We start from the raw sequence: 22,658 nt of genomic DNA, 5'->3' as shown, positions 1-22,658 counted from the left end.
ATGACAACTTGTATTATCGCCGAGAAGCCCTCGGTAGCCAGAGATATTGCCCACATTGTAGGAGCAACGAGCAAGCAAGACGGATATATGGAAGGCAGCGGCTACCTCGTCACTTGGGCAATGGGACATCTCATAGCCCTTGCCATGCCCGAAGCCTACGGTTTTTCTGCCTATAAAGCTGAAGACCTGCCCATTCGTCCCAATCCTTTTCAGTTAGTGGTACGACAAGTACGTAAGGACAAGGAGTATATATCAGACCTTGCAGCACTCAAACAACTTAAAGTCATCCGTTCCTGCTTCGACAAGGCAGATCGTATCATCGTCGCTACTGATGCAGGTCGGGAGGGTGAACTCATCTTTCGCTATATCTATCAATATCTTGATTGCAGAAAACCTTTTGACCGCCTTTGGATAAGTTCTCTCACGGACAAAGCTATCCGTGAGGGACTTTCCAATCTCAAACCAGGAAGCCATTACGACAACCTCTATCATTCTGCCAAGGCAAGAAGTGAAGCCGACTGGCTGGTGGGTATTAATGCCAGCCGTGCGCTGTCCATTGCCCGCAAAGGCGGCTATTCTTTGGGACGGGTACAGACCCCAACACTTGCTATGGTCTGCCATCGGTACATAGAGAGCCGTGACTTTTCTTCCGTACCCTATTGGAAATTATCCGTCCTTACAGAAAAAGAGGGCTTGTCGATAAAAGCCGTTAGCTGTAAAGACTATGAAAATGAAGCATTGGCACAGACTGCTCTCGCTGCACTTCGCAGTCAGAGCCAGCTTACGGTAGAAACGGTCACAAGAAAGGTAACGCATACCGCGCCACCACTCTTGTACGACCTTACTGCCTTGCAGAAAGATGCCAACAGACGCCACGGCTTTTCTGCAGACAAAACCCTCTCGATAGCCCAAAGCCTCTATGAGAAGAAAATTACGACCTATCCCCGCACAGGCAGCCGATACATCAGCGAGGATGTCTTCGAGGAAGTACCCGCCCTGCTGCGTAAGACAGGCATGCCACTATCAAATCCACTTAACCGCCATTCTGTGGACAACGCAAAGATTACTGACCACCACGCCATCATCCCAACTGGTGAAACACCATCAGGATTGTCGACAGATGAAACAACTATCTATCAAATGGTGGTCAATCGCTTTGTCGAAGCCTTTTCCCCCAATTCAGAGGAAGAGCGTATGCAGGTGCGGTTCACTCACGGCACCAATATCTTTACTTGGAAGGCATGCCGACAAATCTCCTTGGGCTGGAAAGCTGTACAGAAAGGTAAAGAAGTAGAAGCTGAAAAGAAAGAAGATGGTGATGAACATATTTTGTCTTCATTGCCGAACTTGACAGAAGGTGAAGTCCTATCACTTGTCAATGCAGACATCACCGAGCATAAGACCAAACCTAAACCTCTCTATACAGAAGCGACACTGCTTTCTGCAATGGAAAACGCAGGCAAGGAAGTAAAGGAAGATGATAAGCGCAAGGCAATGGCAGAGTGCGGTATTGGAACACCTGCCACCCGTGCCAACATCATCGAGATGCTTATTCTCCGTGATTATATCCGAAGGGACAAGAAATCCATCATACCTACCGAGAAAGGCCTGGCAGTCTATGAGATTGTCAATAATAAGAAAATTGCCAATGCGGAGATGACAGGCAGTTGGGAACTGGCACTTGCCGCTATTGAGGCTGGACAAATGCTGGCAGACAAATTCGCACAGGGCATCAATTCATACGTGGGGACAATCTGCGAGGAACTCCTCTTACTTTCTTCAGAGCAGAAGTCATATCCTGTCTACCGCTGCCCAAAATGCGGACAGCAAAGTGTCGGCATCTATGCCAAGGTAGCCAAGTGCAGGCATGAAACCTGTGGATTCCACGTGTTTCGTGAAGTCTGCGGCATACATCTCTCTGAAGATAACATCCGTGACTTGATAAGTTCTGGTCGTACGCCTATCCTTAAAGGGCTGACCAGCAAGGCTGGCAAGAAGTTCAATGCCCGACTTGTTTTGGGTGAAGACTACGCCACTTCCTTTGAATTTGAGAACAAAAAAGGAAAACAACGAGGGAGATAATCCTGGCAGAAACAACGAGGAACAGATATAGGTTGGTAGATACAAGTATTACCTGCCGACCTTTTTACCTCCACTTTTTTATTAAAAGAAAACACTATGGCATACAATAAGAAAGAAGTCCTGCAAGCCAACACGGAAGCCATCCGTGTGGTATTGCGATTAGAAAAAGAACGCCGCGAAGCCACCGAAGCTGAGAAAAGTATCTTACAGAACTACCAAGGTTTCGGTGGCTTGAAATGTGTACTCAACCGCACAGATAACCCCGATGACATACGCTATTGGAGCAAGTCAGAGCAGAATCTCTTTGAACCTACCCAGCAGCTCAAACAGATGATTTATCGTGAAGCCTTAGATGCTAACACCGCCAAGCGGTATTGGGAGAGCATCAAGGCAAGTGTACTGACCTCCTTCTATACCGATACCCGTATCGTTTCCGCCATTGCCGATGCTCTCACTTCTGTAAATGTACCCATACGTCGATGTTTAGATCCTTCGGCTGGCATGGGAGCATTTGCTGAGACCTTTGCAAGGCAAGCTGGAGTTGTAGATGCAATGGAAAAGGACCTGCTCACTGCCCGCATCAGCCAAGCCCTGCACCCGTATGGCAAAGGAAACATCTTCGTCCGAAACGAGCCTTTTGAAGCCATTGGGCAGTTAGAAAACAAAGACAAATACGACCTTATAACAAGTAACATTCCTTTCGGTGATTTCATGGTCTATGACCGAGAATACAGCAAAGGTAAGGACACTCTTAAACGTGAGTCCACACGTGCCATTCACAATTACTTCTTCGTGAAAGGTCTGGACTGCATCAAGGAAGGTGGCTTACTGGCATTCATTACCTCACAGGGTGTTTTGGACAGTCCTCGCAATGAAGCCATACGCCGTTACCTCATGCAAAACAGTCGCCTTATCTCCGCTCTCCGACTGCCATCGGGTATGTTTTCAGACAATGCTGGAACGGACGTGGGTAGTGACCTCATCGTCCTGCAGAAGCAAACAGGTAAAGAAATCAGCAAGGGAATTGAGCAGCAGTTCGTAGAAACCGTTTCCGTTCCTAAGGAAGAAGGCTCTTCTGTCGTCTTCAAGCATAACTCTCTTTTTGTAGGAGATTGGAAAGACATTTCTCATCGCACCATTGCCACAGAGCGCATAATGGGTACAGACCCTTATGGAAGACCTGCATGGGAGTATCGGTTCACAGGAGGGATTGAGGAAATGGCAGAAAGTCTCCGAATACAACTTACTCTTGAAATGGGACAACGCATCGACCGTAAACTATATGAGACCGGTATACCGATGACAGAAGCAGAGCGAGAGGCAGAAGCAGAGAAACAGCTTCGCAAGTTGGGTATTACCATAAGTCGGGAAGAAGAAACAGAGAAGACAAAGACTGAAGACAAGGGCATAAACGATGCCTATAACCTCATGCCCGACAGTATCAGGAAGCAACTGCCTAAACTCTATTCGACGGAAAAGGAACTCATTGGCGATAAGATAGCCTATGCACGCTATTTCTTCCCGATGGGAGCTTATACGGCTTACCTCTTGGAGTATGACTCCAAGACCCGCATCGGTTTCGGTGCGGTTACGATGGGTTACGGCTGGGAGCTTGGCAATATGTCCCTCGATGAAATGGAAGGCGTGAAGGTAAGAGGACTGGGCATTGAACGCGACCTGTATTTCTCTCCTAAGAAACTGCACGAGATAGCCGAACTGGAAGAAATCGTCAGGGGACAATATACCAAAGAAGAAGTGGTGGCAGAGGAAATCAAGGAAGAAGTGGTAACAAAAACAGAGACAGAGGATAAGGTTAAGGAAATTGTGGCCGTTGCTTCTGAGAACGATACGCAGATAATGGGAGATACCATTCATAGCGGAGAGACAGTTCCATTACAGCCATCATCATCAGAGTCTGCCCCACAACAATTCGTATCAGAACAGCCTTCCATAACTATTGAACCTGCACCCGAAGGTGTACCCGCTTTGACACTTCATCATCAATACGAGCAGGAACCACAGGAAATCCGTACGGATATTGAAGCCCCAAGAGAGATGAACGGACAGACAATATTCTTTGACGACGATCATCATCCGGTGGTGGACAATAACATGGAAGATATCGGACAACCGGAGCAACTGTCACTATTTGCCCCAGAGGAATACAGCCTTTGGACAAGAGAAGTTACCCGTGTGAACCATGAAATCAAGGATAATTCAGGAACTTCACAGGCGCGCCGTCCTGTAACACAAACTGTTTCCCAAAAACCAGCGGAGTCCAAGATGCAAAAGGCTGCGACCATTCCTCAACGGCGTACCCGTAGTAGCAGGAAAGCAGCTTCTTCCTCTTCACGTGAGCCGTCACTTTTCGACTTCATGAACGAAACCGAGGAGCGCAAGCCAAAACCGATAGCGGAAGTCAGAAAGGAGTTTGACGCTTCCCCACGCCCTTTTCTCTCTTCGCCGGACTCTCACCTGAGAGACGGCTCCATTGTCGTGCAGAAAGGGCAGGTGGGGTTTCTTTCTGACTTAAAGCGACATCCGACCTTCAACCCGATGGACTTGCCGTATGCGCAGCTTTCCCGTCTCAAAGCCTATATCGAGATACGGGAGTGCTATCATCGTCTTTATGACTACGAGGCGGAGAACCATGTAGAAGACAAGGAGGACCGCAGCAGGCTCAACCACCTTTATAATGACTATATTACACGCTGGGGCTACTTCAATCAGAAGGCGAACACCGACATTATCAAGATGGATGCTACAGGTGTGGAAATGCTCTTCTTGGAACGCTCCGAAAACGGCAGGTACGTCAAGGCGGACATCTTTGACCATCCTACGGCATTTTCCACCATGGAACTGACCATTGCCACAGACCCGATGGAGGCTCTTGGTGCATCGCTCAACAAGTACGGCGCGGTGGAACTTGACTACATGAGTTCACTTTTACCTGATATGGAGGAAAGCGACATCATTTCTTCCTTGGAAGGTCGCATCTATTACAATCCCGAAGAAAACGCATACGAGGTGGCGGACAAATTCATTTCGGGTAATGTGATAGAGAAGGCTGAGCGCATCGAGTCGTGGCTCTTGGACCATCCCGACCACGAAGAGGCAAAGCAGAGCCTTGCTGCCTTGCGTGCAGCCACACCAACACCCATTCCATTTGCAGACCTTGACTTTAATCTCGGTGAACGCTGGATACCTGCCAAAGTCTATGGCAGGTTCGCTTCGGAGTTTTTCGGGACGGATATTGGCGTATCCTACCATTCCAATATGGACGAATACAGCATTGTATGTGACCATAAGAATGCCAATATCTGGCACAAGTATGCCGTACAGGGAGAGTTCCGCCGTTATGATGGCATCAATCTCCTCAAGCACGCCCTGCACAATACCATTCCCGACATCAACAAGAGCAAGGAGGTGACGGACAAGGTTACGGGAGAGACCAAGACCATCAAAGTAAGGGACGGACATGCCATCCAGATGGCAAATGCCAAGATTGAGGAAATCAGACAGGGCTTTGTTGATTGGCTCGGACGGACACCTGACACGTTCAAGCAACAACTTTCTGACCGTTATAATCGTCTTTTCAACTGTTTTGTGCGACCCAACTTTGACGGCACGCACCAGACGTTTCCCGACCTTGACCTCAGACGATTGGGCATTGCCGACCTCTACAAAAGTCAGAAGGATGCCGTGTGGATGCTCAAAACCAACGGTGGCGGCATCTGCGACCACGAGGTGGGAGCGGGAAAGACACTCATCATGTGTACAGCTGCCTACGAGATGAAGCGATTGGGACTAGCAAACAAGCCGATGATTATCGGACTGAAGGCAAACGTCTTCGATATTGCCGACACTTTTAGGAAAGCTTATCCCAATGCTAAGGTACTCTATCCAGGCAAGAATGATTTTAATAAGCAGAACCGCCAGCGTATTTTCAACGACATCAAGAACAACGACTGGGACTGTATCATACTTACGCATGAACAGTTTGGCATGATACCGCAGGCATTGGAGATACAGGAAGCGATTATGCAAAAGGAACTGGACTCCGTGGAAGAGAACCTCGAGGTGTTGCGACAACAAGGAAGAGACATCTCCCGTGGGATGCTCAAAGGCTTGGAGAAGCGCAAGCAGACACTGGAAGCAAAGCTGCAGAACATACAGGACAGCATCGCCGAAAGAAAAGACGATGCCGTGGACTTCAAGATGATGGGTATCGACCACCTCTTTGTAGATGAATCGCACCAATTCAAGAACCTGATGTTCAATACCCGCCACGACCGTGTGTCGGGCTTGGGCAATCCTGATGGTTCACAGCGTGCCTTGAATATGCTCTTTGCCATACGCACCATACAAGAACGGTCTGGCAAGGACTTGGGAGCGACTTTCCTTTCTGGAACGACCATTTCCAACAGTCTGACAGAATTGTATTTGCTCTTCAAATACCTCCGTCCGCAGGCTTTGGAGAAGCAGGGCATCAACAGCTTTGATGCTTGGGCAGCAGTCTTTGCCAAGAAGTCGACCGACTATGAGTTCTCCATAACAAACGATATCATTCAGAAGGAACGGTTTAGAACATTTATCAAGGTTCCGGAGCTGGCTGCGTTCTATGCGGAAGTATGGGAGTAGAAAGCAGAAAATGGCATAAAACTCATATCTGACTGAAATACAGCGGATATTGCTTGTTTCTTCTTAGGGTTGCATCATAGGAAACAGGCAGAAAAGGGAGCGAAAAGGAGGGAGTTCAGTTACCAAATCGTTCGAAAAACGATGAAAGGAAAAGGACGGCTGAAAGTGGTAACTAAAACGGAGTTTTCTCTTTCATTATCAATGTTTTGCATCGTTCAAAGTTCCTCAAAGAAGTGTAATTTTGCAAGTAAAAAACAATGGAAAAAGAAAAATTCAAGCTGCTTTTCTACCTCAAGAGAGGTACGCAGGACAAAAACGGAAAAAGTCCCATCATGGGACGCATCAGCGCAGGAAGCTCTATGGTACAATTTAGTTGCAAATGCTCGTGTACTCCTCGTTTGTGGGACAGTCGCAAGAACCGACTGCTGGGCAAGAGTGCCGAAGCCGTATCGGTAAACAAGGAACTTGACCGCCTTCAGGTGAGTATTCACAAGGTTTATGAGTCTCTTTCGGGAAAATCCGATGCTCGCGTCACGGCAGAGCGAGTAAGGGAATTGGTGTTCGGGTTGAACAGCGAGTCGCAAGGACTGCTTTATCATACGGGCGAGTATATCAACCGCTTCCGTGAGCGTGTGGGCATAGACCGCAGCGAACGCAGACTAAAATGCCTGTTGCTCTTCCGCAAGCATCTGGCAAACTTCGTCAGGTACCGCTACCATGTGGAGGATATTCCCGTACAGAAAGTGGACACAGCCCTCATCAAAGACTTGGAGGACTACTTCGCCAAAGAAAAGGGCTTCAAGCTCAATACCTCGGCTGGTTATCTCTCCATGCTGGCTTCCTTGCTCAAAGACCTGCATAAACGGCATATCATTGACACCTATCCCTTCATCAACCATTCCATTCGTTGGGAAGTGGGCACTCCACGTTACATCACGAGGGAGGAGGTAAGCCGTATCGCAGCCTTGGGAGAAGACGAACTGCAAGGCTATGAAAAAGTGTCGAGGGACATGTTCCTTTTCTCCTGCCTGACGGGACTTTCCTATACCGACGTGTATCACTTGACGGAGCAGCACGTCTTTCACGAAGCGGGAATGACTTGGATACGCAAGCCGAGAATAAAGACGGGCAACGTGTGCCACATCCCCCTACTTCCCGAAGCCGCTGCCATTATCGAGCGTTATCGGGGCATTCACACGAGGGCTTTCCGACACGAACCGCCCAAGGGGTATCTGCTGCCCATACCCGGATGCGACACGGTAAACATACACCTCAAAAAGATAGCACGGCTTTGCGGTATTCAGAAAACGCTGACCTATCACATGGCACGGCATACCTTCGCATCTCAGATGACACTGTCGGAGGGCGTGTCCATTGAGAGCGTTTCCAAAATGCTCGGACACAGTCAAATCAAAACCACGCAAGTGTATGCGGAGACATCTCCCGAGCGTGTCTTTCTGGACATAGAGAAAATACTTCCACAACTCGCACATTATCAACTGACCAACTAAAACCGCAGAACAATGAAAAGTACATTTGCCATACTATTCTACATAGATAGAAGCAAGACCAATGAAGACGGACTATGCGTAATCCGTTGCCGTATCACCTGTAATGGAACGTCCTCATCGTTTTCCACGCAGTTGCAAACTTCCCCCGACGAGTGGCTTGCCCGAAAAGGGTGCATCAAGGCGACAACAGGTAATTCAAGCGGCATCAATCTGCAACTGAACTCAATAGAAGAGTGCTTGCATTCACTCTATGAACGTACATTAAGGGAAGAAAACTATATCACGGCGGAATACCTCAAGGAGCGTTATATGCAGCAAAGTCGCCCCATGCCAACACTTACGGAGCTATATCAATCCGTTTGTGAATACAAGGAGGAATTGCAGGGCAGAACATTAAGCAAGGCAACTGTCAGGGCTTTTAAGGACAGCTACAAGAGTTTTGTTCATTTCCTGCAAGTAAGGGACAGGGCAGACTGTATGCCCACAGAGGTGGACAAGACTTTGCTTGAGGACTATCGCCTTTTTATGCTTCGGGACTTGGGAAACAAGGAAAGCAGTGTCGGCAACCGCCTACGCCACTTGCATCAGGTCATTCGCAAGGCATTGCAGGAGCGATACGTTCGTGAAGACCCTTTTGAACTCATAGACATAGAAACGCCTACCTACGAGCGCAATGCACTTACGGCGGACGACCTGCAAAAACTCTTGGCTTACCGTCCGCACCGCTCGACAGATAACCATTGCAGACTTATTTTCCTCTTGGGATGTTTCACGGGGCTGGCATTCTCAGACTTAAAGAAACTCCGAATGGACGATGTTTATACATTCGGGGATGGGCGTAGGTACATATCGCTCTGTCGAACAAAGACACAGAACAGAAGTATTGTCCCGTTGCTGCCCGTTGCCGAGAAAATACTCGCCATTGTGAGCCACGGACGAAGGGAGGGGCTTTTCTTTCGAGAGTTTCCCAGCAACAGTAATTTCAATAGAACTATTCAGGAGATATGTATTAAGGCAGGACTGCCACCGCATACACAAGCGACCTCGCACACCGCACGGCACACCTTTGCCACGACCATCTGTCTGGAGAACGGACTTCCGATAGAGACGGTGAGCAAGATGCTGGGGCATCGCTTTATCTCCACGACCGAGATTTATGCACGGGTGACCAAGAGCAAGATTGCCAAGGAAATGCAACCCCTGATGGGTAGTGAGCATACAAGGGTACTGCGTAAAGCCTTACGGCTGTGTCCGTCAAGAACACCGAAAAAGTCAAGTCCCATAATTGGGATGTAACAGCCGTAATGAATGATTCAAAAAAAAGAAGTCCAACTTTTTAACAAGAAAAACAATGAAACAGAAGAACAAACAGGAACTTTCCTACTTTCGATTGAAGTTAAGAAGTTACATGAGTGAGCATCACCCCGAAAAGTTGCAAGATACGGAGTTTATCACTGCACGGGCAGATATGGCTCTCACAGTTTACTGCGATGCTGTAACACAAGGCTTTACACACATTGAAGCGGAGAGCATGGCAAGCGAGGCATTGTATCAAGGCTTGCACTTTTCCAAGTACGATACGCTTATATCCGTGTTGGAAAACGAGTTTGAAAGGGAACTTCCTGCACCGCTCCCAGAGAAACTCGTACCTATACTGTTGTCGAACAAGGCTATTCAAGCCACATTCGACAAGTTCGGTTTGACGGACACATTGGCTTCTGACGAGCAATACGGCCGTCTTTACACCGAACTCACAGGCACGATAGTGCTGCTCATCGAGAGCAACAATCTGCCAACGGTCAAACAGACGGAGGAAGCAAGCCCGAAGGCGTTGTAGGCAAAGGCGCACGCAAAGTTCCTGATGCCGTTTCTTATCGTGCAAAGGTACAACGGCAGCCTGTCTGCCCTGAAAGGTCGAGTCCTGCGGATGGAGAGAAGAATCTCCACCGCAGGATTTTTCTGTTTCAAGGTGGTATTGCCATTTTCTATATCCATGCGGTCGTATTCATCTCTCCCAACCTTGCAGGGCTGGGCTGCCGTAGAGAGATAGGCACGACAAGAATACGGCATACTCAGGCTCTTTGGACGCAAGGCGTAACAACTAACAACAGATAGGACTGACGATAATACGGACTATCTATTGTTTGTACAATTTGTTGTCATGACTATCTGTTGTCAAAACTATATATCGTCAAAATAATCTATCGATAAAACTATCTATCGACACTTCGACATCTCGATTTGTCGAACTATCGAATTATCGATAAAACAACAAAATAATAAAAGGAACGAGCCGGCACCTCATCTCATTACCGCAATAACACAGACGGATTTCCTTTGTTTTTCTATTGCTTTCTCTCTATTTCCCTGCTTATCCTCATTTCTTGCAGCGGTGCTTCCGAGGGTTTACTTTTGCACCCGAGAAGTACGGCAATGGACTGCATAACAGTTTGTTTGCTGAGTAACAATAAAGTAATCAAAACAAAATTAAGGCAATGAAACTCATTATCATCGACCGCAAAGCGTGGGGGCAACATCGCTCCGAATTTGCAGACTTTATCCATCGTGTGGAGAAACTCATCGGTAATCCTCCTGAGACCGAGCAATGGCTCGACAACGAAGCCGTGTGCAAGCGTTTAGGCATCAGCAAGCGTACCCTACAATCATACCGAGATACGGGCAAAATCCCTTTCTCCATGATTGGACACAAGTGTTATTACAAACAGACCGACATCTGTGAAATGCTGAATGCAGTCAAGGATTGAAATCAAAGAATGAATGAATTATGGCAGAGAATGAAATCATTACGCGGGAAGACCCTCAGATGCAGATGTTTGCACAACTGATGGAAGGCACTTTGAAGAAGTTGGAGCGGTATTGTGCCACAGCTCGTCCGATGTTAGATGGCGAGGTTTACCTTTCGAGCGAGGAAGTGTGCAGGCAATTACGGCTCAGCACACGCACGCTCCAAGAGTACAGAAATGCAAGAATACTTCCTTTCTACAAAATCGGAGGGAAGATACTCTACAAGCAGAGCGACATACAAGCCATGCTTGAAAAACACTATAACCCGATACCCAAGAAATTATGGCAAGAATAGATGAAAAAAGGAAACAACGCTTGGAACAAGCCATTAGAGATATGGGAAATTATGGCGTTAAGCTCCGCAAGCCCGAAGAGTTACCCGATTTTGACCAGCCCTTCGATTATGAAGAGGAAAAGAGAAGGTTTGAGCCTGTTGATAAAGTTGAGGAACAAAATGACAAGGAGAGTAACAAGGATTTTTCTCAACCGTCCTATCAAGAAACAGCGTTGTCGCCAACAGAAAGGGCTACTTCTACCGAAGAATTTCATCAAAGAATGGGAAAAACAAAGGACAGAAAGCAATTATCCGAGTTTCAGGAGAAATATCTCCAGCCCTTTCGCAACAGCCACCGCAAAGCCGTGTATGTATCAGAGGAAACCCAACGAAAGTTAGACTTCGTGGTACGGAGAATCGGTAAGCATGGAGCGAGCGTTTCGGGATATGTCGAACAGGTACTGCGGGAACACCTCGACCAATACAAGGAAGATGTGGAAAGATGGAGGAAACTCTGAATTACTGCATTCCTCGAATGCAAGCCTACGCCGAGTTACTGTATTCAATGAATGCAGTAACACAGCAGGGGCTTATAATCCCATTTTCTACATCAGCAAGGTGTGTCTTTGTACCACAAATTGCCATTTGTACCACAAAGACCCTTGCCCCGAAAGGGGATTAAATCACTCCAAAGTCGTGATTAGATAACAGAATAAAACATAAGATTAGGCTAAAATTAGAAGTAGCCAACAACAATCGTTACGGACACAGAGAGACAGAGGAAGTGCCATGCTGGGATAGATGGGACACCCGTATGACCGACGTGAAAGACCAGCTGCGTGTCATTGCCTTATACAATATATCGGGTGTCGTAAGCAAATCCGATTTTGTCCGTGCCCGAATCCTCGGGGAGAGTTTCAGACACTACCTAATATCATCTCTTTTCGTATCATCCCACACCTTAAGAGTGTAATAACTTGTGTGCATTATATTATTCAAGGGAGAAATAGAAACTCTAAAAAACAAAGTATCATTGAAATGACTATTCTTTAGTTTCTTATTATATGGGATTACGATACAGTAAACACTATCATCATAGTTATATTTATCATATTCAACTATTATTTGGTATGGGAGTTCTGGGTGATTGTTTCCAGTATCATCCTTTTTTGTTAGCTTGATTGCGTGCATGTTCATGAAGTTGTCCCATTTAAATCCCTTTTCAACAAAAATACTTTTTACATGTAATAGTGGGGACACTTTATATTTTACATCCTTGACAAATACACCATTATTTTTGGATTCCTGTTTAGTTAAAGAAAACATTCTTGCTCCATCATAGCCATATCCATAATAACCAATTGATATATTTAAGACTTCAAGAAATAATACACACAATGCAATTATCAGGAAACATATAATAATGACTTTTTTTTTCATTTTCATATACAAATAGGATTAGGTGATACGTCATTAAATGACATATCACCTTTTGAAAATATTAACGATTATCAGTTTTTTCAGAATATTTTAGATGCATCCGTTGTTTTATCTGAATATCATTTTTTTTGCCAGTATTATTATTGATATTCATATTAACCCGAGTAATACGTTTTGACAATTTGTCATACCAATTTTTAGGTATCAAGTCCGATTCTCCAGGTATAGCTTCCCCGGTCGCTTCTATCATTCCTGAATTATTAAATCCTTTTCTTGAATTAGCTACAGAAGCAAAGGCACTTTGAGCAACATCTATGCAAGATTTACCAGGACCTGCAACCCCATAGTATTTAGCTTTAGAAGTCTTCATTGCGGCAGATAGAGCTTGCTTGTCTTCTGCTGTAGAGGTTGCTATTCTCGTATAATCATCATAGGAATGATGCTCTTTCAAATTGCTATTAATAGAATTAGCCGTAAGAACAGCTTTTTTAAGGTCAGTTACAACCTTTCCATTACTGTCAACTATAGGCGTTCCTGAATCAGGATTTCGATTCTTTCCCCACGGATTTCCTCCTCCTGTTCCATTTATCGAAACGTATTTCCACCCTGAGGTTTCATTTCCAATGAGAACTGCAGCATGACCAAATCCATTAGCAGCCTCTCTGTCCAGTAGAAAGACAATATCTTTACCATCAGGATCTATAATCTTTAATGGGTTATTTAAACAATATACATAGGCACTAACATTCTGATATTTCTCCATCTTTGGATCCACAGTCATCCATAGACTCAACCGTGGCTCATAGTACCTCGCACCATAGTAGTACATTCCCGTTTCCTCGTCAAATTCTTTCGCATTGAAGAGATAAGGCGTGTTCCAAGTGTTGTTGCGCTCCTCGATGAATACCTCGCCGAACGGCACGTACTCGATATGCTGAGCTACCTCGCCGTCAAGGTTGGTGATGTAGCTTGAGCTGCCCAAGTGGTCGGGGTGATAGTAGAACTGCATCTTCTCGTAGTCGTCATTCGGCTTGAAGTTGCCATCAATGGCTGACCGAGTCATGACTTTCTCCTGTGCAGCCTCCGATGTGCCGTCGTTGCAGCAAAAGCCCTCGCCGTCCACGTAGTCGTTGTTGTCCTCACCATTGTAAGGCACATTGAATGTGGCGTAGTTGTCCTTGATGACTTGCTGCTGGCTGGCATACTTGCCCTTGTAATCTACGCTAACTGCATCAGCCTCGCTACCTGCATACGGTATCCGTCTCGGGTCTGAGCCATAGGAAGCAAAGTCACCGAGCTTGCTGACAATTCTCTGCGAGCCGATGTAGATATGCTTGGTGTAGCGTCCGCCTTGGTTGGCCACCAAATATGGACTGACGTACAATGAGAACTTTGCTGTGTTGGTGCGTCCTCCTGCAAACTCGGAGTTCACATAGATTTGCTCGCCCTCGCCACTGGTCTTTACCGTGCGCTCACCGTCGGCATCGTACCAGTAGTTGGAAACAAAGCCGTTCTCATCGGCAGCAAGAAGTCTGTTCTCCTCGTCCCACTTGAATTTCTGCTCGGTAGCCTTCTCATCCTCCTTACCGTCCTTCTTCACGCGGGAGGTATTGATATAGACAAGGTTGCCGTTGGCATCATAGGTATAACGATGGCCGTTGTTTACCTTGTCATTCTCACCGGCTGTTCCCTCCATACGGTAGTTCACATCCTGAACATTCGCCAGCTGGAACTTGTGTCCCGTGGAGTCCTGATAGGTGTAGGTGAGGTCATAACCTGCATTAAGCGTACCGTTGAACTGTACGTTCTGCTGGGTCAGGTGCTGTGCCTTTGACGTGATGCGGTGCATGTTGTCATAGCCCATCGCAAGGGTATAGGAAGCCGTCTTGCTATCAGCACCCGTGTAAGTACCCGTTGCTCTTGTCAGACGATACAGGGCATCATAGGTGTACTGGTGGCTCATCTGACCGCCTGCCTTGCCACCCTGTGGCAGTGGCGCGTTGTTGGCAACCGAAAGCACGTTGCTCATTGCGTCATAGCTGTAGGCATTGTCCATGATGGTGCCTGCCTTGGCATTCACCACAAGGTTCTGAAGTCGGCGACGCTGTGGGTCGTAGGTGTAGAACGTCTCCGCCCCGTTGCAGTACTTCAGGTAGCTGCGCTGCTCGAACTTGTCGTAGCCAATCTTCTGCACGTAGTCATAGCCGTAGGACTTGTAGCCGCGCACATGGGTGAGCTGTCCGCCGAGGTTGTAGTCGTAGGTGACCTTCTCCTCGTCGGGATAGATCATCTCCAGCAGGCGGTTGTGGCTGTCGTACTTCCACTGCGTGACGTAGGTGGCGATTGCCTGATTGGGCACAATCATCGTGCGCACGGTCTTCAGGACTTCGCCCATCTTGCCGTAGAAGTATTCGATGGCACCGCTGCCGTCCTCACGGAGCATCAGCCTGCCGATGCGGTTCTGCGAGGCATTGCGTCCGCCATAGTAGTACTTCACGTTGTTCTCTGGATGGTCGGGATAGTTGATGGCCGTCAAACGTCCGTAGTCGTACTCATAGTTGATGGTCTTGCCTTCCTTCTTGAGGTTGGCAGTCTGCTTGGTCACCACGTTGCCAAGTGCATCGTAGGTAAAGGTGGTAATACCGCTGGCAGGGTGGTTGACCTCCGTGCGGCGGTCGCCCATGTCATAGACCAATGTAGTTACGTTGCCCTCGGTGTCGGTCACCTTAACCAATCGGTCGATGCCGTCATACTCGAAGGAGGTGGTGATCATACCATCGGGTCCGTTGAGTTGCTCGGTCTTCACGGTCTTGCCACTACCATTGGTATAAGTTGCTTGACGATTACCCAACGCATCAGTAACAGTCGTTACGAGTACATTGCTACCTGCGTCCGTAGAGTACTCCGTCTTGGTCTCAGCATTGTCCGGAAGCGTTACTTTCATAGCACGGTTAAGCACGTCATAAACTGTTACGGTTGGCGACACGTTGTCAAAAGCCTTGTTGAAAGTTGTCTTGCTTCCCACTGCTTCGGTTACAGGGTAATAAGCCTTAGCCACACGACCGAAAGCGTCATAGACATTGCGTCCGCTGACAATCATTACGGTCTCGTCTTTCGGAGCACTACCCTTAGCAGCTGTCGTTACCACACCGTCTTTCTTCACCTGAACGGGACGCCCGAAGCCGTCCACGAAGGTTACGGTCTCCATATCATCGCTTGGGTGTTGTATGTCGTAATGCTTCGTCACTGCGTAAGCAGGCACTGTAATACCGTTGGTGCCGAAAGTAGCCTTAGGCTGATAGTCAAAGGCAATGATGTAAGGCACGCCTGTTGCCAACTCATTAGGACCACGCACAGCTTTCACACGTCCGAGATTGTCTATATCCGTTTCATAATAGAAGTGGTTGAGATCCATACGGCGGAGTGCCATACCATAGCGGTAGTCGAAGTTGGCTGCCTCGCTACGGTAGCCAAAGGCATCGTCTATGCGCTCCACATACATATTCATCACCGGCTCATAGCGGTAGGTGAACCACATGCGCTGTCCCTTGCTGTTAGCAGGAAGCGTGGTCTTGATGATGTTGCCGTAAGCATCATAAGTATAGTCTGAGACAGCTTCGCCGCTTCCGAGTTGTTGTTTAATCTGCGTGATATGGTCGGCATAGTTCAAATCGTAAGTCGCAGAAACTTGATGATAAATCTTACCATCACCGCCCGTTACGGTTACGTTGGTAGGTAGCCCGAAGATATGTTTGTTATCATTGTGAGCATATTGTATTGCGGTTTGGTAGTCGAACTTACCCGAACCGTCAGCACCCAACTTGCCCTTATCACTAAACTTGTAGGACTTCAACTCTCCGTGATAGCCTGTGAGGTAATACTCGTTCCAAGCCTCAGAGGTGGTGATGCCAGTTGCCTGTCCCTCATATTGCTTATTGGCGGTATAGCGTAGCGGTACGAAAGCGGAAGCGCGGTCGCTACAGAGCTTGGTCTGCTTGGTGAAAGTGTACTTGTCGCCATTGGCAGTGAGGTAGTAGCCGTCGTACTCATTACGTGTCTCGGTGTACTTGTTGCCTTTGGCATCCTCCACAGAGGCACTAAGTTCGTTACCTTGTGCGTAGTAGGTGGACACATCATAGAGCTGCACAGCCTGACGATAGACTGCGGATTCTCCCTGTTCGGTGTCGATATTCTTGGTTACGACCTTTCCAAAACCGAGGAACTCACGCTCGTGGCGATCCTTCTGTCCATCTGAATAGGCAAACATCGTCTTCATCATCGGTCCATCATCACGGATACCATCGTCAATGGTTACGGACGACATTACCCATTTACCACCGGGCAGGCCGTAGGTAGGCGTGCTGTGTTCGTAGTCCAGTGTAAAGGTTCCGCCAAGGGAGTTGGTCACGCTCTTGAGCATGTTCGTTCTGCCGATGGCAGAGCGGGTTACTTTCAGTTCACTTTCCTTATCGGATTCCACAATATCGAGGTAGCCGTCGCCATCTACGTCCTGCAAAGCATAGTTGTTACGATTTATACTATGACTGACAGAAACAACTGGATTTATGGAAATTTTGACAGGAATTAACTTTGGAGTGAAATTGACAGTAAATGCAACCTCAGCACCCTCTGAGGTTGAGGCAGATTCGCTAAGAGAAGAAAGCCCTTTCCACTGAATGGCATCCATAAAACCATTACCGATATTAAATGCCACCATGATAGTCTTGTCATTGCGCCATACCTTATCTGGTAATCCGTCAGAATTTACATCAGAGAGATTATACTCTTCTCCATTCTTAGAGGTTACAACATTGTATCCCCCGGCGAAGCTTGATGACCCCTTATTGAAGCCACCACCTATATTGGCGTTATAAGTAATTCCCTTACCACCTTGTATTCGTTCAATTCCCCAATCAATCGGTTCTGTGAAGTTGTACCCTAAATTAAGTCGAACTTTATTTCCCTTAATAATTTTATCAGGTAGACCGTCTCCATTCACATCCATGAATGTTTCTGTGCTCCAATCCTTGTTAGAGGGAGGAATACTGACAGATCCAGACATACTAGCTTTTGCCTTGTTGCTGGAGCCTTGGTTGCTGGAATGATCCTTTCCTTTTGCTATATGAGCAATCGTAGAACTTATCGAAATAATGGGATCACTTCCCAATGCCCATCCTTCAGACTTGTTCTCGCTGCCGATGGTTCCAATTCCACTATACTTTTCGCCACTGATACCTCCTTGCGAATTTGTATATTGTATGACTCCCTTTTGAAAAATATCCGGGAAACCATCCCCATTGAAATCCATCATGGTGGAGCGAGTTACACTCTTACCACTTGCATCATTGTATGTAAAAGCAATGCCTGCCTGATTGACATCACTTGTTGCAACCATTTCCTGTGTTATAGCTACAGCACCGGTTCCTTGTAAACATGTACCAGAAACTCCTGCTATATCATCAATATGTTCGAATGGGTTAGTTAATATTACATTTTGTTCAGTTAGTCTTGAAGCCCCAGCTTCTTTAGCTGTAAGGTACAATTCTGCTCGTTGTCCTATCCATCTGTCAAATGAACTTTGGTCTGTTCCTATTGGTACAAATGCCATTGTCAAAGGATCCATCTTGGCATCCTTGCTATCGGGGAGCTTCAGCAGTGATTCATCAATAGGTTTGCTATACCTACCTTCGGAAGCATTATAAACAAAACCACCCCAACCACGATACATTGTGCCGAAGCCTTTGTTCTCTGTCTGGGCATAGAAGCCTGCCTGTGCTGTTCCTATGCCACTGACAGTAGCTGCAGAAGTTACTGTCTGACCTGAGATGTTACCTGAATAGAAGTAATCTATCCATATCTTGCCTGCACTGACACCAGTGATTATCAGAGGATCCCCTGAAAGACTGCCACCACTGAACGTATAAGTCTTTTTACCCAACAGTTTGTCTACAGTCTTGACTGTCATCGTTACCATTCCGTTTACCGTTGGTGGTAGCATCGTGATGCCCGGAGTAACAGTCAGGGTTGGAACATTGGAAGCGAGTACTACAGGCTTACCTTCACTAACCATGTCAGCAAAGAGAACATAATGGGTTGCCCCTGCCGTACGCTGCCTGCTTCCATCCTTGCCTATGGTCTCTATTTGTGGGGTCCACTTTATTTTCGACCAATCCACATTAGAAGAAGAACTGATTTCAAAGTTTAGATTTGTCAAGCCATCCGGATTAGGAATCGTCTGTTTAATTTCTCCGTCAAACGCTTCATTCCATGCTAAGGTACGGGTATAGATTTCTCTTTTTTTATAATTCGGATTATTATTACCCAAGCTGTCTTTTAACTCATTAGATGCGACAATTCTGAGCGTAACGTCATCTGTTGTGACGGGTTTGGTGAACTTGCCTGACAGGTTCAAAGAAGTGCTCTCTGCCACATTGGTCAGTGTATTGGCATCATAAACGGCACCCTCCTGAGGTTGATAAACAGTGGTAGATAATCCGCCGGGGAGTGTTTCTGCCGCACCTGTATAGGTAATGACAGGCGCCCATTTCACGTTGTCAAAGGCACCGTTGCTTGTTTCCTCCGTACCAGACTGAACACGGAAATAAATGCGGTCGCCTTTCTTGACAGTGATATTCTGTGCCGTAGCATTATAAGCCGTTGCATCTCCTTTGGTAATTTTCTTGTTCCAGAGTTCCGTACGACCTTTCTGAATGGCTACGCGCACACCATCAGCATGAGCATACTCATCGGTATCGTATTCGCCTGTTGGAGTAATCAAACTAACTGTACCCGAGATGCTGATGATTCCATCTTTAGGTGCCTGCCATACACGTACCATATCTTCCATCGGAGAGGATTTAATCAATTCTGCTTGCTCGGCAGGATCAACCTCCCCAATAGTTTTATCTATTTTCTTGGCATCATAGATGATAGGGCTTGGTGTATCGGCACTGCTAAGCGTAAAATGAGGAATAGCATGACCTTGTTCGTCAATTTCTATATGATTAAAATAAACCTTACCACTAGAAACTATATCTACAAGCCCATCACCATTAACATCGCTGAAATATACAGAGGTTTTGGTAGTCGTACGAGAAGTACTTGTAGCAACAGTAGCCATGATATACTGCCACCCAGCCTTGATGGCAGGTCCTCCAGAGAAAGTATTACTGGATGAAGCAGAAAATTTAGAGATACCAATAACTTTGATAGGTTCTCCATAGGTTATTTTCTTTTCGTCTGTGCATATTTGCGGACGATAGTACACAGAACCTCCATCCTGATATATCTTGTCGGGTAATCCATCTCCGTTAAGGTCTGCAAAAGTCAATAATCCCTTAGAATTATCATGAGAGTAATTAAAAGAACCACCAATAGTGCCACTTGTTGAAGAACTTTGATCATCAACTCCTGCTCCAGCATAGAAAGAACCACCATAAGAAAGGCTTGTTGTTCCTCCTAAGGCAGTAGGTTTGTCGCTGAATATGCCACCAACTTCTTTGAGAGGACTTATAAATCCTGCGTCAAGGCCGTCATCGTGCGTATTCCATGTTTCCTGTTTTTCCTTAAAAGGCACATACCCCTTAGCAGCCTGTACATCATCATAATAGTCAAAATTCTGATAAGACACTTCTGCACCTTTGTCGTCGAGTTGCTTCACACCCGTAAGCACATCTTTGTTGAACGCACCCTCGCTATAGGTAAAGGCATAACTGCGGAGCGTACTTCCTTGGAAGTGCACCGTTAGCTTCTCTAACAAACGATTCGATGAGGTTAGGAAGCCATATCTTGCATTGTTGTTTTTGAGTCGTTTCTGTTTACTGCCTTCTAAGACAACCACTGTGTGGGGTGCTTGTCCGCTATTACCGGCACGTACTTCCTTAAGATAAATGGCTTTTGCCACAAGTCCACCACGAACAGGTTCGTCGGCTGTCTCATAGACGTATTCGATATAATCACCGTGTGTTTCTTCCACACGTTTGAGCTTCCATTCGGTAATCACCTCACGGCTTTGACCGCTTGCATCGGTGATGGTACCTTTGAGAACGGCACCTTCTCCACCATAAATATATTTGATTCCTTGTTTGTCGGTTACTTCCCAAGTATAGTCGGCAGGAGAATTACCCTTTCGGATAATACGGCTGAAGTCTCCTCCCTGCCGAGTGTAGAACTGTCTGTCCGCTTTTCGGTTCATCTTCTCACCACGGTGAGCCACACCCATCTTGCCATCGTCACCCATCGTGGAAAGCATAGAACCCGACATCAAATAAGTCTCGGTTTCTTTACTTGTATCGTATCTTGGAACACCCCAGCGAGTATCCAACGTAATAGAAGGAACAGAGAGATTCCAACCCTCTCCAAGCCATCCACTACCGCCTTCACTACTGTACTGTATGCCCAAAGAAGGAGCCATACCATTGCGTGCGGGAGGCATTTCAAAGGCATACTGAAGATTGGCAGAACCTCGGTTGTTGGCTGTAGGAGGAGTGATGAGATTGATTTTTGTCGTTGGGTCTGCCGCCTTGATGTCATTCATCATCGTCGGCGTAAATCCGTCGGTCTGTGGAGATTCCGGTGCCTTGATTACACCATTGATCATATCGGTGAAGTGCGTCGTTTTCGATACCACGCAGGCTGTAGCCTTATCCACCTTCACACGTTCCAAAGCCACCCAGTGCCTGGTGTCTTGGTCGAAGTAATAGGTATTGATGTCGTCTTCTGTAAAACCGCTCGGGATTCGCGTGCGGTCGTATTTTATCTTCACCGTTGCACCCTTGCCCTCGAAGTGGTTGCCGTGGGGCAGAAAGCGGTAGCCGTCTCCCTTGGCGGTGACGTTGGTCATGCCGTAGTCAAGGGCAGGAATGTCCGTCTCGCGGAGTGCCGTGATGGAGTATCTGCCATCCCTTGCGATGTCCGCAGCCTTCACGGAAAGGACGTTGCCGCCGATGGCGATGCTGTCCGCCCTGTGTGCGAGGAACTGCTTCTCCGCCTTTCCACCGACGGACACGAGGGCACGGGCATAGTCCGCCCTACCTTCCTGTATGGGTGTTATTGTCCTGCTGATGTTCCTGCCCGCAATGGTTGCCGTGAGCGTGAGGTGTCTGCCCGTCGATGGCACGATGCCCTCGAATTCTCCGTCATGGACGGTGAGGATTGTGCCGTTCACTGAGACACGGCTTGCCTTCCCTCGCACGAAGCCGTGGAGGTAGGTCTGACCGTCATAGGCTATGGGGGCGGAGGAAAGGATTATTTCTTCCTGCTTATTGGTATTAGTCTTTGTCTTAGAATCCGCTACGGTCTCGATATGTACATTCCTGACCGAATAAGCGTAGGAAGCAGCCGTCGGAATGGTGAAGAGGACGGTGTTCTTTCCGTCTTTCAGCCACTCTGGACTTATTTCCTCCCTGACGGTCTTCCATTCCTTGGAAAGTGCCGTGAGGTAGCCGCCGACAGCCATGCGGTCGTTGATGCTCCTGCTGATGCCCTGACCAGAGCTTACGCCCTTGAGGTCATAGACCAACCATGCGCGCATATTTGGAGAGACTTTCTCGACTGTTATCTCGAAGATGTTGTCCTCGGGGTTGTCCGAAACCCGTCCGTCGGACTGTCCTATGATGCCCGAGGCATGGTCTGCCGTGTAGGTGGTCTCCATAACGGAAGAAGTTGCTGCTGCTGTCGTCTTTGACTTATCCTCCTTCCTTGCCATCCGTGATATTCCCTGCGTAGCTTTTTCTGCATTATGGACGTTCTTCGTGGACGTCTCGGTCTGTGCTGTCTCCTGTGATATACTCGTGCCGTTGTTTTCACGTGCACTGTCCTGTCCCTTGTATATATGCGTCGCAGCGATGGCTGCGGTGATGGCTGTCAGTAATGCCGCCGATATGAGGTAATGCTTTGTCTTCATA

At 47.2% G+C, this 22,658-nt stretch carries 10 protein-coding genes and 1 pseudogene; 9 read left to right on the top strand and 2 right to left on the bottom strand.

What is annotated here, in order from left to right; genetic code table 11:
• The 9 genes and pseudogenes from ACZ48L_RS03810 to ACZ48L_RS03770 all read left to right on the top strand — a co-directional run.
• A complete protein-coding gene (locus ACZ48L_RS03810; protein ID WP_464722018.1) occupies positions 1 to 2,082 on the top strand; it encodes a type IA DNA topoisomerase in 2,082 nt (693 codons plus the stop codon).
• 96 nt (positions 2,083 to 2,178) lie between these two features.
• Entirely contained in the window at positions 2,179 to 6,723 is a 4,545-nt protein-coding gene (locus ACZ48L_RS03805) for a DUF2958 domain-containing protein (protein ID WP_464722017.1), read from the top strand.
• A gap of 257 nt (positions 6,724 to 6,980) precedes the next feature.
• Entirely contained in the window at positions 6,981 to 8,234 is a 1,254-nt protein-coding gene (locus ACZ48L_RS03800) for a site-specific integrase (RefSeq protein ID WP_025792440.1), read from the top strand.
• Positions 8,235 to 8,246: 12 nt separating this feature from the next.
• Positions 8,247 to 9,530, top strand: a complete 1,284-nt coding sequence (locus ACZ48L_RS03795; protein WP_004378883.1) for a site-specific integrase — start codon at positions 8,247 to 8,249, stop codon at positions 9,528 to 9,530.
• Between the two features lie 55 nt (positions 9,531 to 9,585).
• Positions 9,586 to 10,071 carry a DUF1896 domain-containing protein gene (locus tag ACZ48L_RS03790; protein WP_025792439.1) on the top strand — a complete coding sequence of 162 codons (486 nt, stop codon included), beginning with the start codon at positions 9,586 to 9,588 and terminating at the stop codon, positions 10,069 to 10,071.
• Between the two features lie 658 nt (positions 10,072 to 10,729).
• Positions 10,730 to 10,999 (top strand): helix-turn-helix domain-containing protein, encoded by a 270-nt coding sequence (locus ACZ48L_RS03785; protein ID WP_006045125.1) that lies wholly within the window; start codon positions 10,730 to 10,732, stop codon positions 10,997 to 10,999.
• Between the two features lie 20 nt (positions 11,000 to 11,019).
• A complete protein-coding gene (locus ACZ48L_RS03780; RefSeq protein ID WP_006045126.1) occupies positions 11,020 to 11,334 on the top strand; it encodes a helix-turn-helix domain-containing protein in 315 nt (104 codons plus the stop codon).
• Positions 11,322 to 11,831, top strand: a complete 510-nt coding sequence (locus ACZ48L_RS03775; RefSeq protein ID WP_025792438.1) for a DUF3408 domain-containing protein — start codon at positions 11,322 to 11,324, stop codon at positions 11,829 to 11,831. The genes ACZ48L_RS03780 and ACZ48L_RS03775 overlap by 13 nt, the downstream gene beginning before the upstream one ends.
• A gap of 206 nt (positions 11,832 to 12,037) precedes the next feature.
• A pseudogene (locus ACZ48L_RS03770) lies at positions 12,038 to 12,235 on the top strand (plasmid mobilization protein); the annotation flags it as partial.
• 2 nt (positions 12,236 to 12,237) lie between these two features.
• Here ACZ48L_RS03770 and ACZ48L_RS03765 read toward each other — a convergent pair.
• Both ACZ48L_RS03765 and ACZ48L_RS03760 read right to left on the bottom strand, forming a co-directional pair.
• Complete coding sequence (locus tag ACZ48L_RS03765; RefSeq protein WP_257879408.1) at positions 12,238 to 12,753, bottom strand: hypothetical protein; 516 nt, start codon at positions 12,751 to 12,753, stop codon at positions 12,238 to 12,240.
• 61 nt (positions 12,754 to 12,814) lie between these two features.
• Positions 12,815 to 22,657 (bottom strand): toxin TcdB middle/N-terminal domain-containing protein, encoded by a 9,843-nt coding sequence (locus tag ACZ48L_RS03760; protein WP_464722016.1) that lies wholly within the window; start codon positions 22,655 to 22,657, stop codon positions 12,815 to 12,817.
• Between the last annotated feature and the right edge of the window lies 1 nt (position 22,658).

The sequence above is a fragment of the Prevotella histicola genome, from assembly GCF_055385135.1.
The sequence above is the reverse complement of the archived record's forward strand: the minus strand, read 5'-3'. Positions and strand labels throughout refer to the sequence as shown.

Coding starts and splice junctions, on each gene's coding strand:
- ACZ48L_RS03765 (WP_257879408.1), bottom strand. CDS start 12,753: ATGAAAAAAAAAGTCATTATTATATGTTTCCTGATAATTGCATTGTGT.
- ACZ48L_RS03775 (WP_025792438.1), top strand. CDS start 11,322: ATGGCAAGAATAGATGAAAAAAGGAAACAACGCTTGGAACAAGCCATT.
- ACZ48L_RS03760 (WP_464722016.1), bottom strand. CDS start 22,657: ATGAAGACAAAGCATTACCTCATATCGGCGGCATTACTGACAGCCATC.
- ACZ48L_RS03785 (WP_006045125.1), top strand. CDS start 10,730: ATGAAACTCATTATCATCGACCGCAAAGCGTGGGGGCAACATCGCTCC.
- ACZ48L_RS03780 (WP_006045126.1), top strand. CDS start 11,020: ATGGCAGAGAATGAAATCATTACGCGGGAAGACCCTCAGATGCAGATG.
- ACZ48L_RS03810 (WP_464722018.1), top strand. CDS start 1: ATGACAACTTGTATTATCGCCGAGAAGCCCTCGGTAGCCAGAGATATT.
- ACZ48L_RS03800 (WP_025792440.1), top strand. CDS start 6,981: ATGGAAAAAGAAAAATTCAAGCTGCTTTTCTACCTCAAGAGAGGTACG.
- ACZ48L_RS03795 (WP_004378883.1), top strand. CDS start 8,247: ATGAAAAGTACATTTGCCATACTATTCTACATAGATAGAAGCAAGACC.
- ACZ48L_RS03805 (WP_464722017.1), top strand. CDS start 2,179: ATGGCATACAATAAGAAAGAAGTCCTGCAAGCCAACACGGAAGCCATC.
- ACZ48L_RS03790 (WP_025792439.1), top strand. CDS start 9,586: ATGAAACAGAAGAACAAACAGGAACTTTCCTACTTTCGATTGAAGTTA.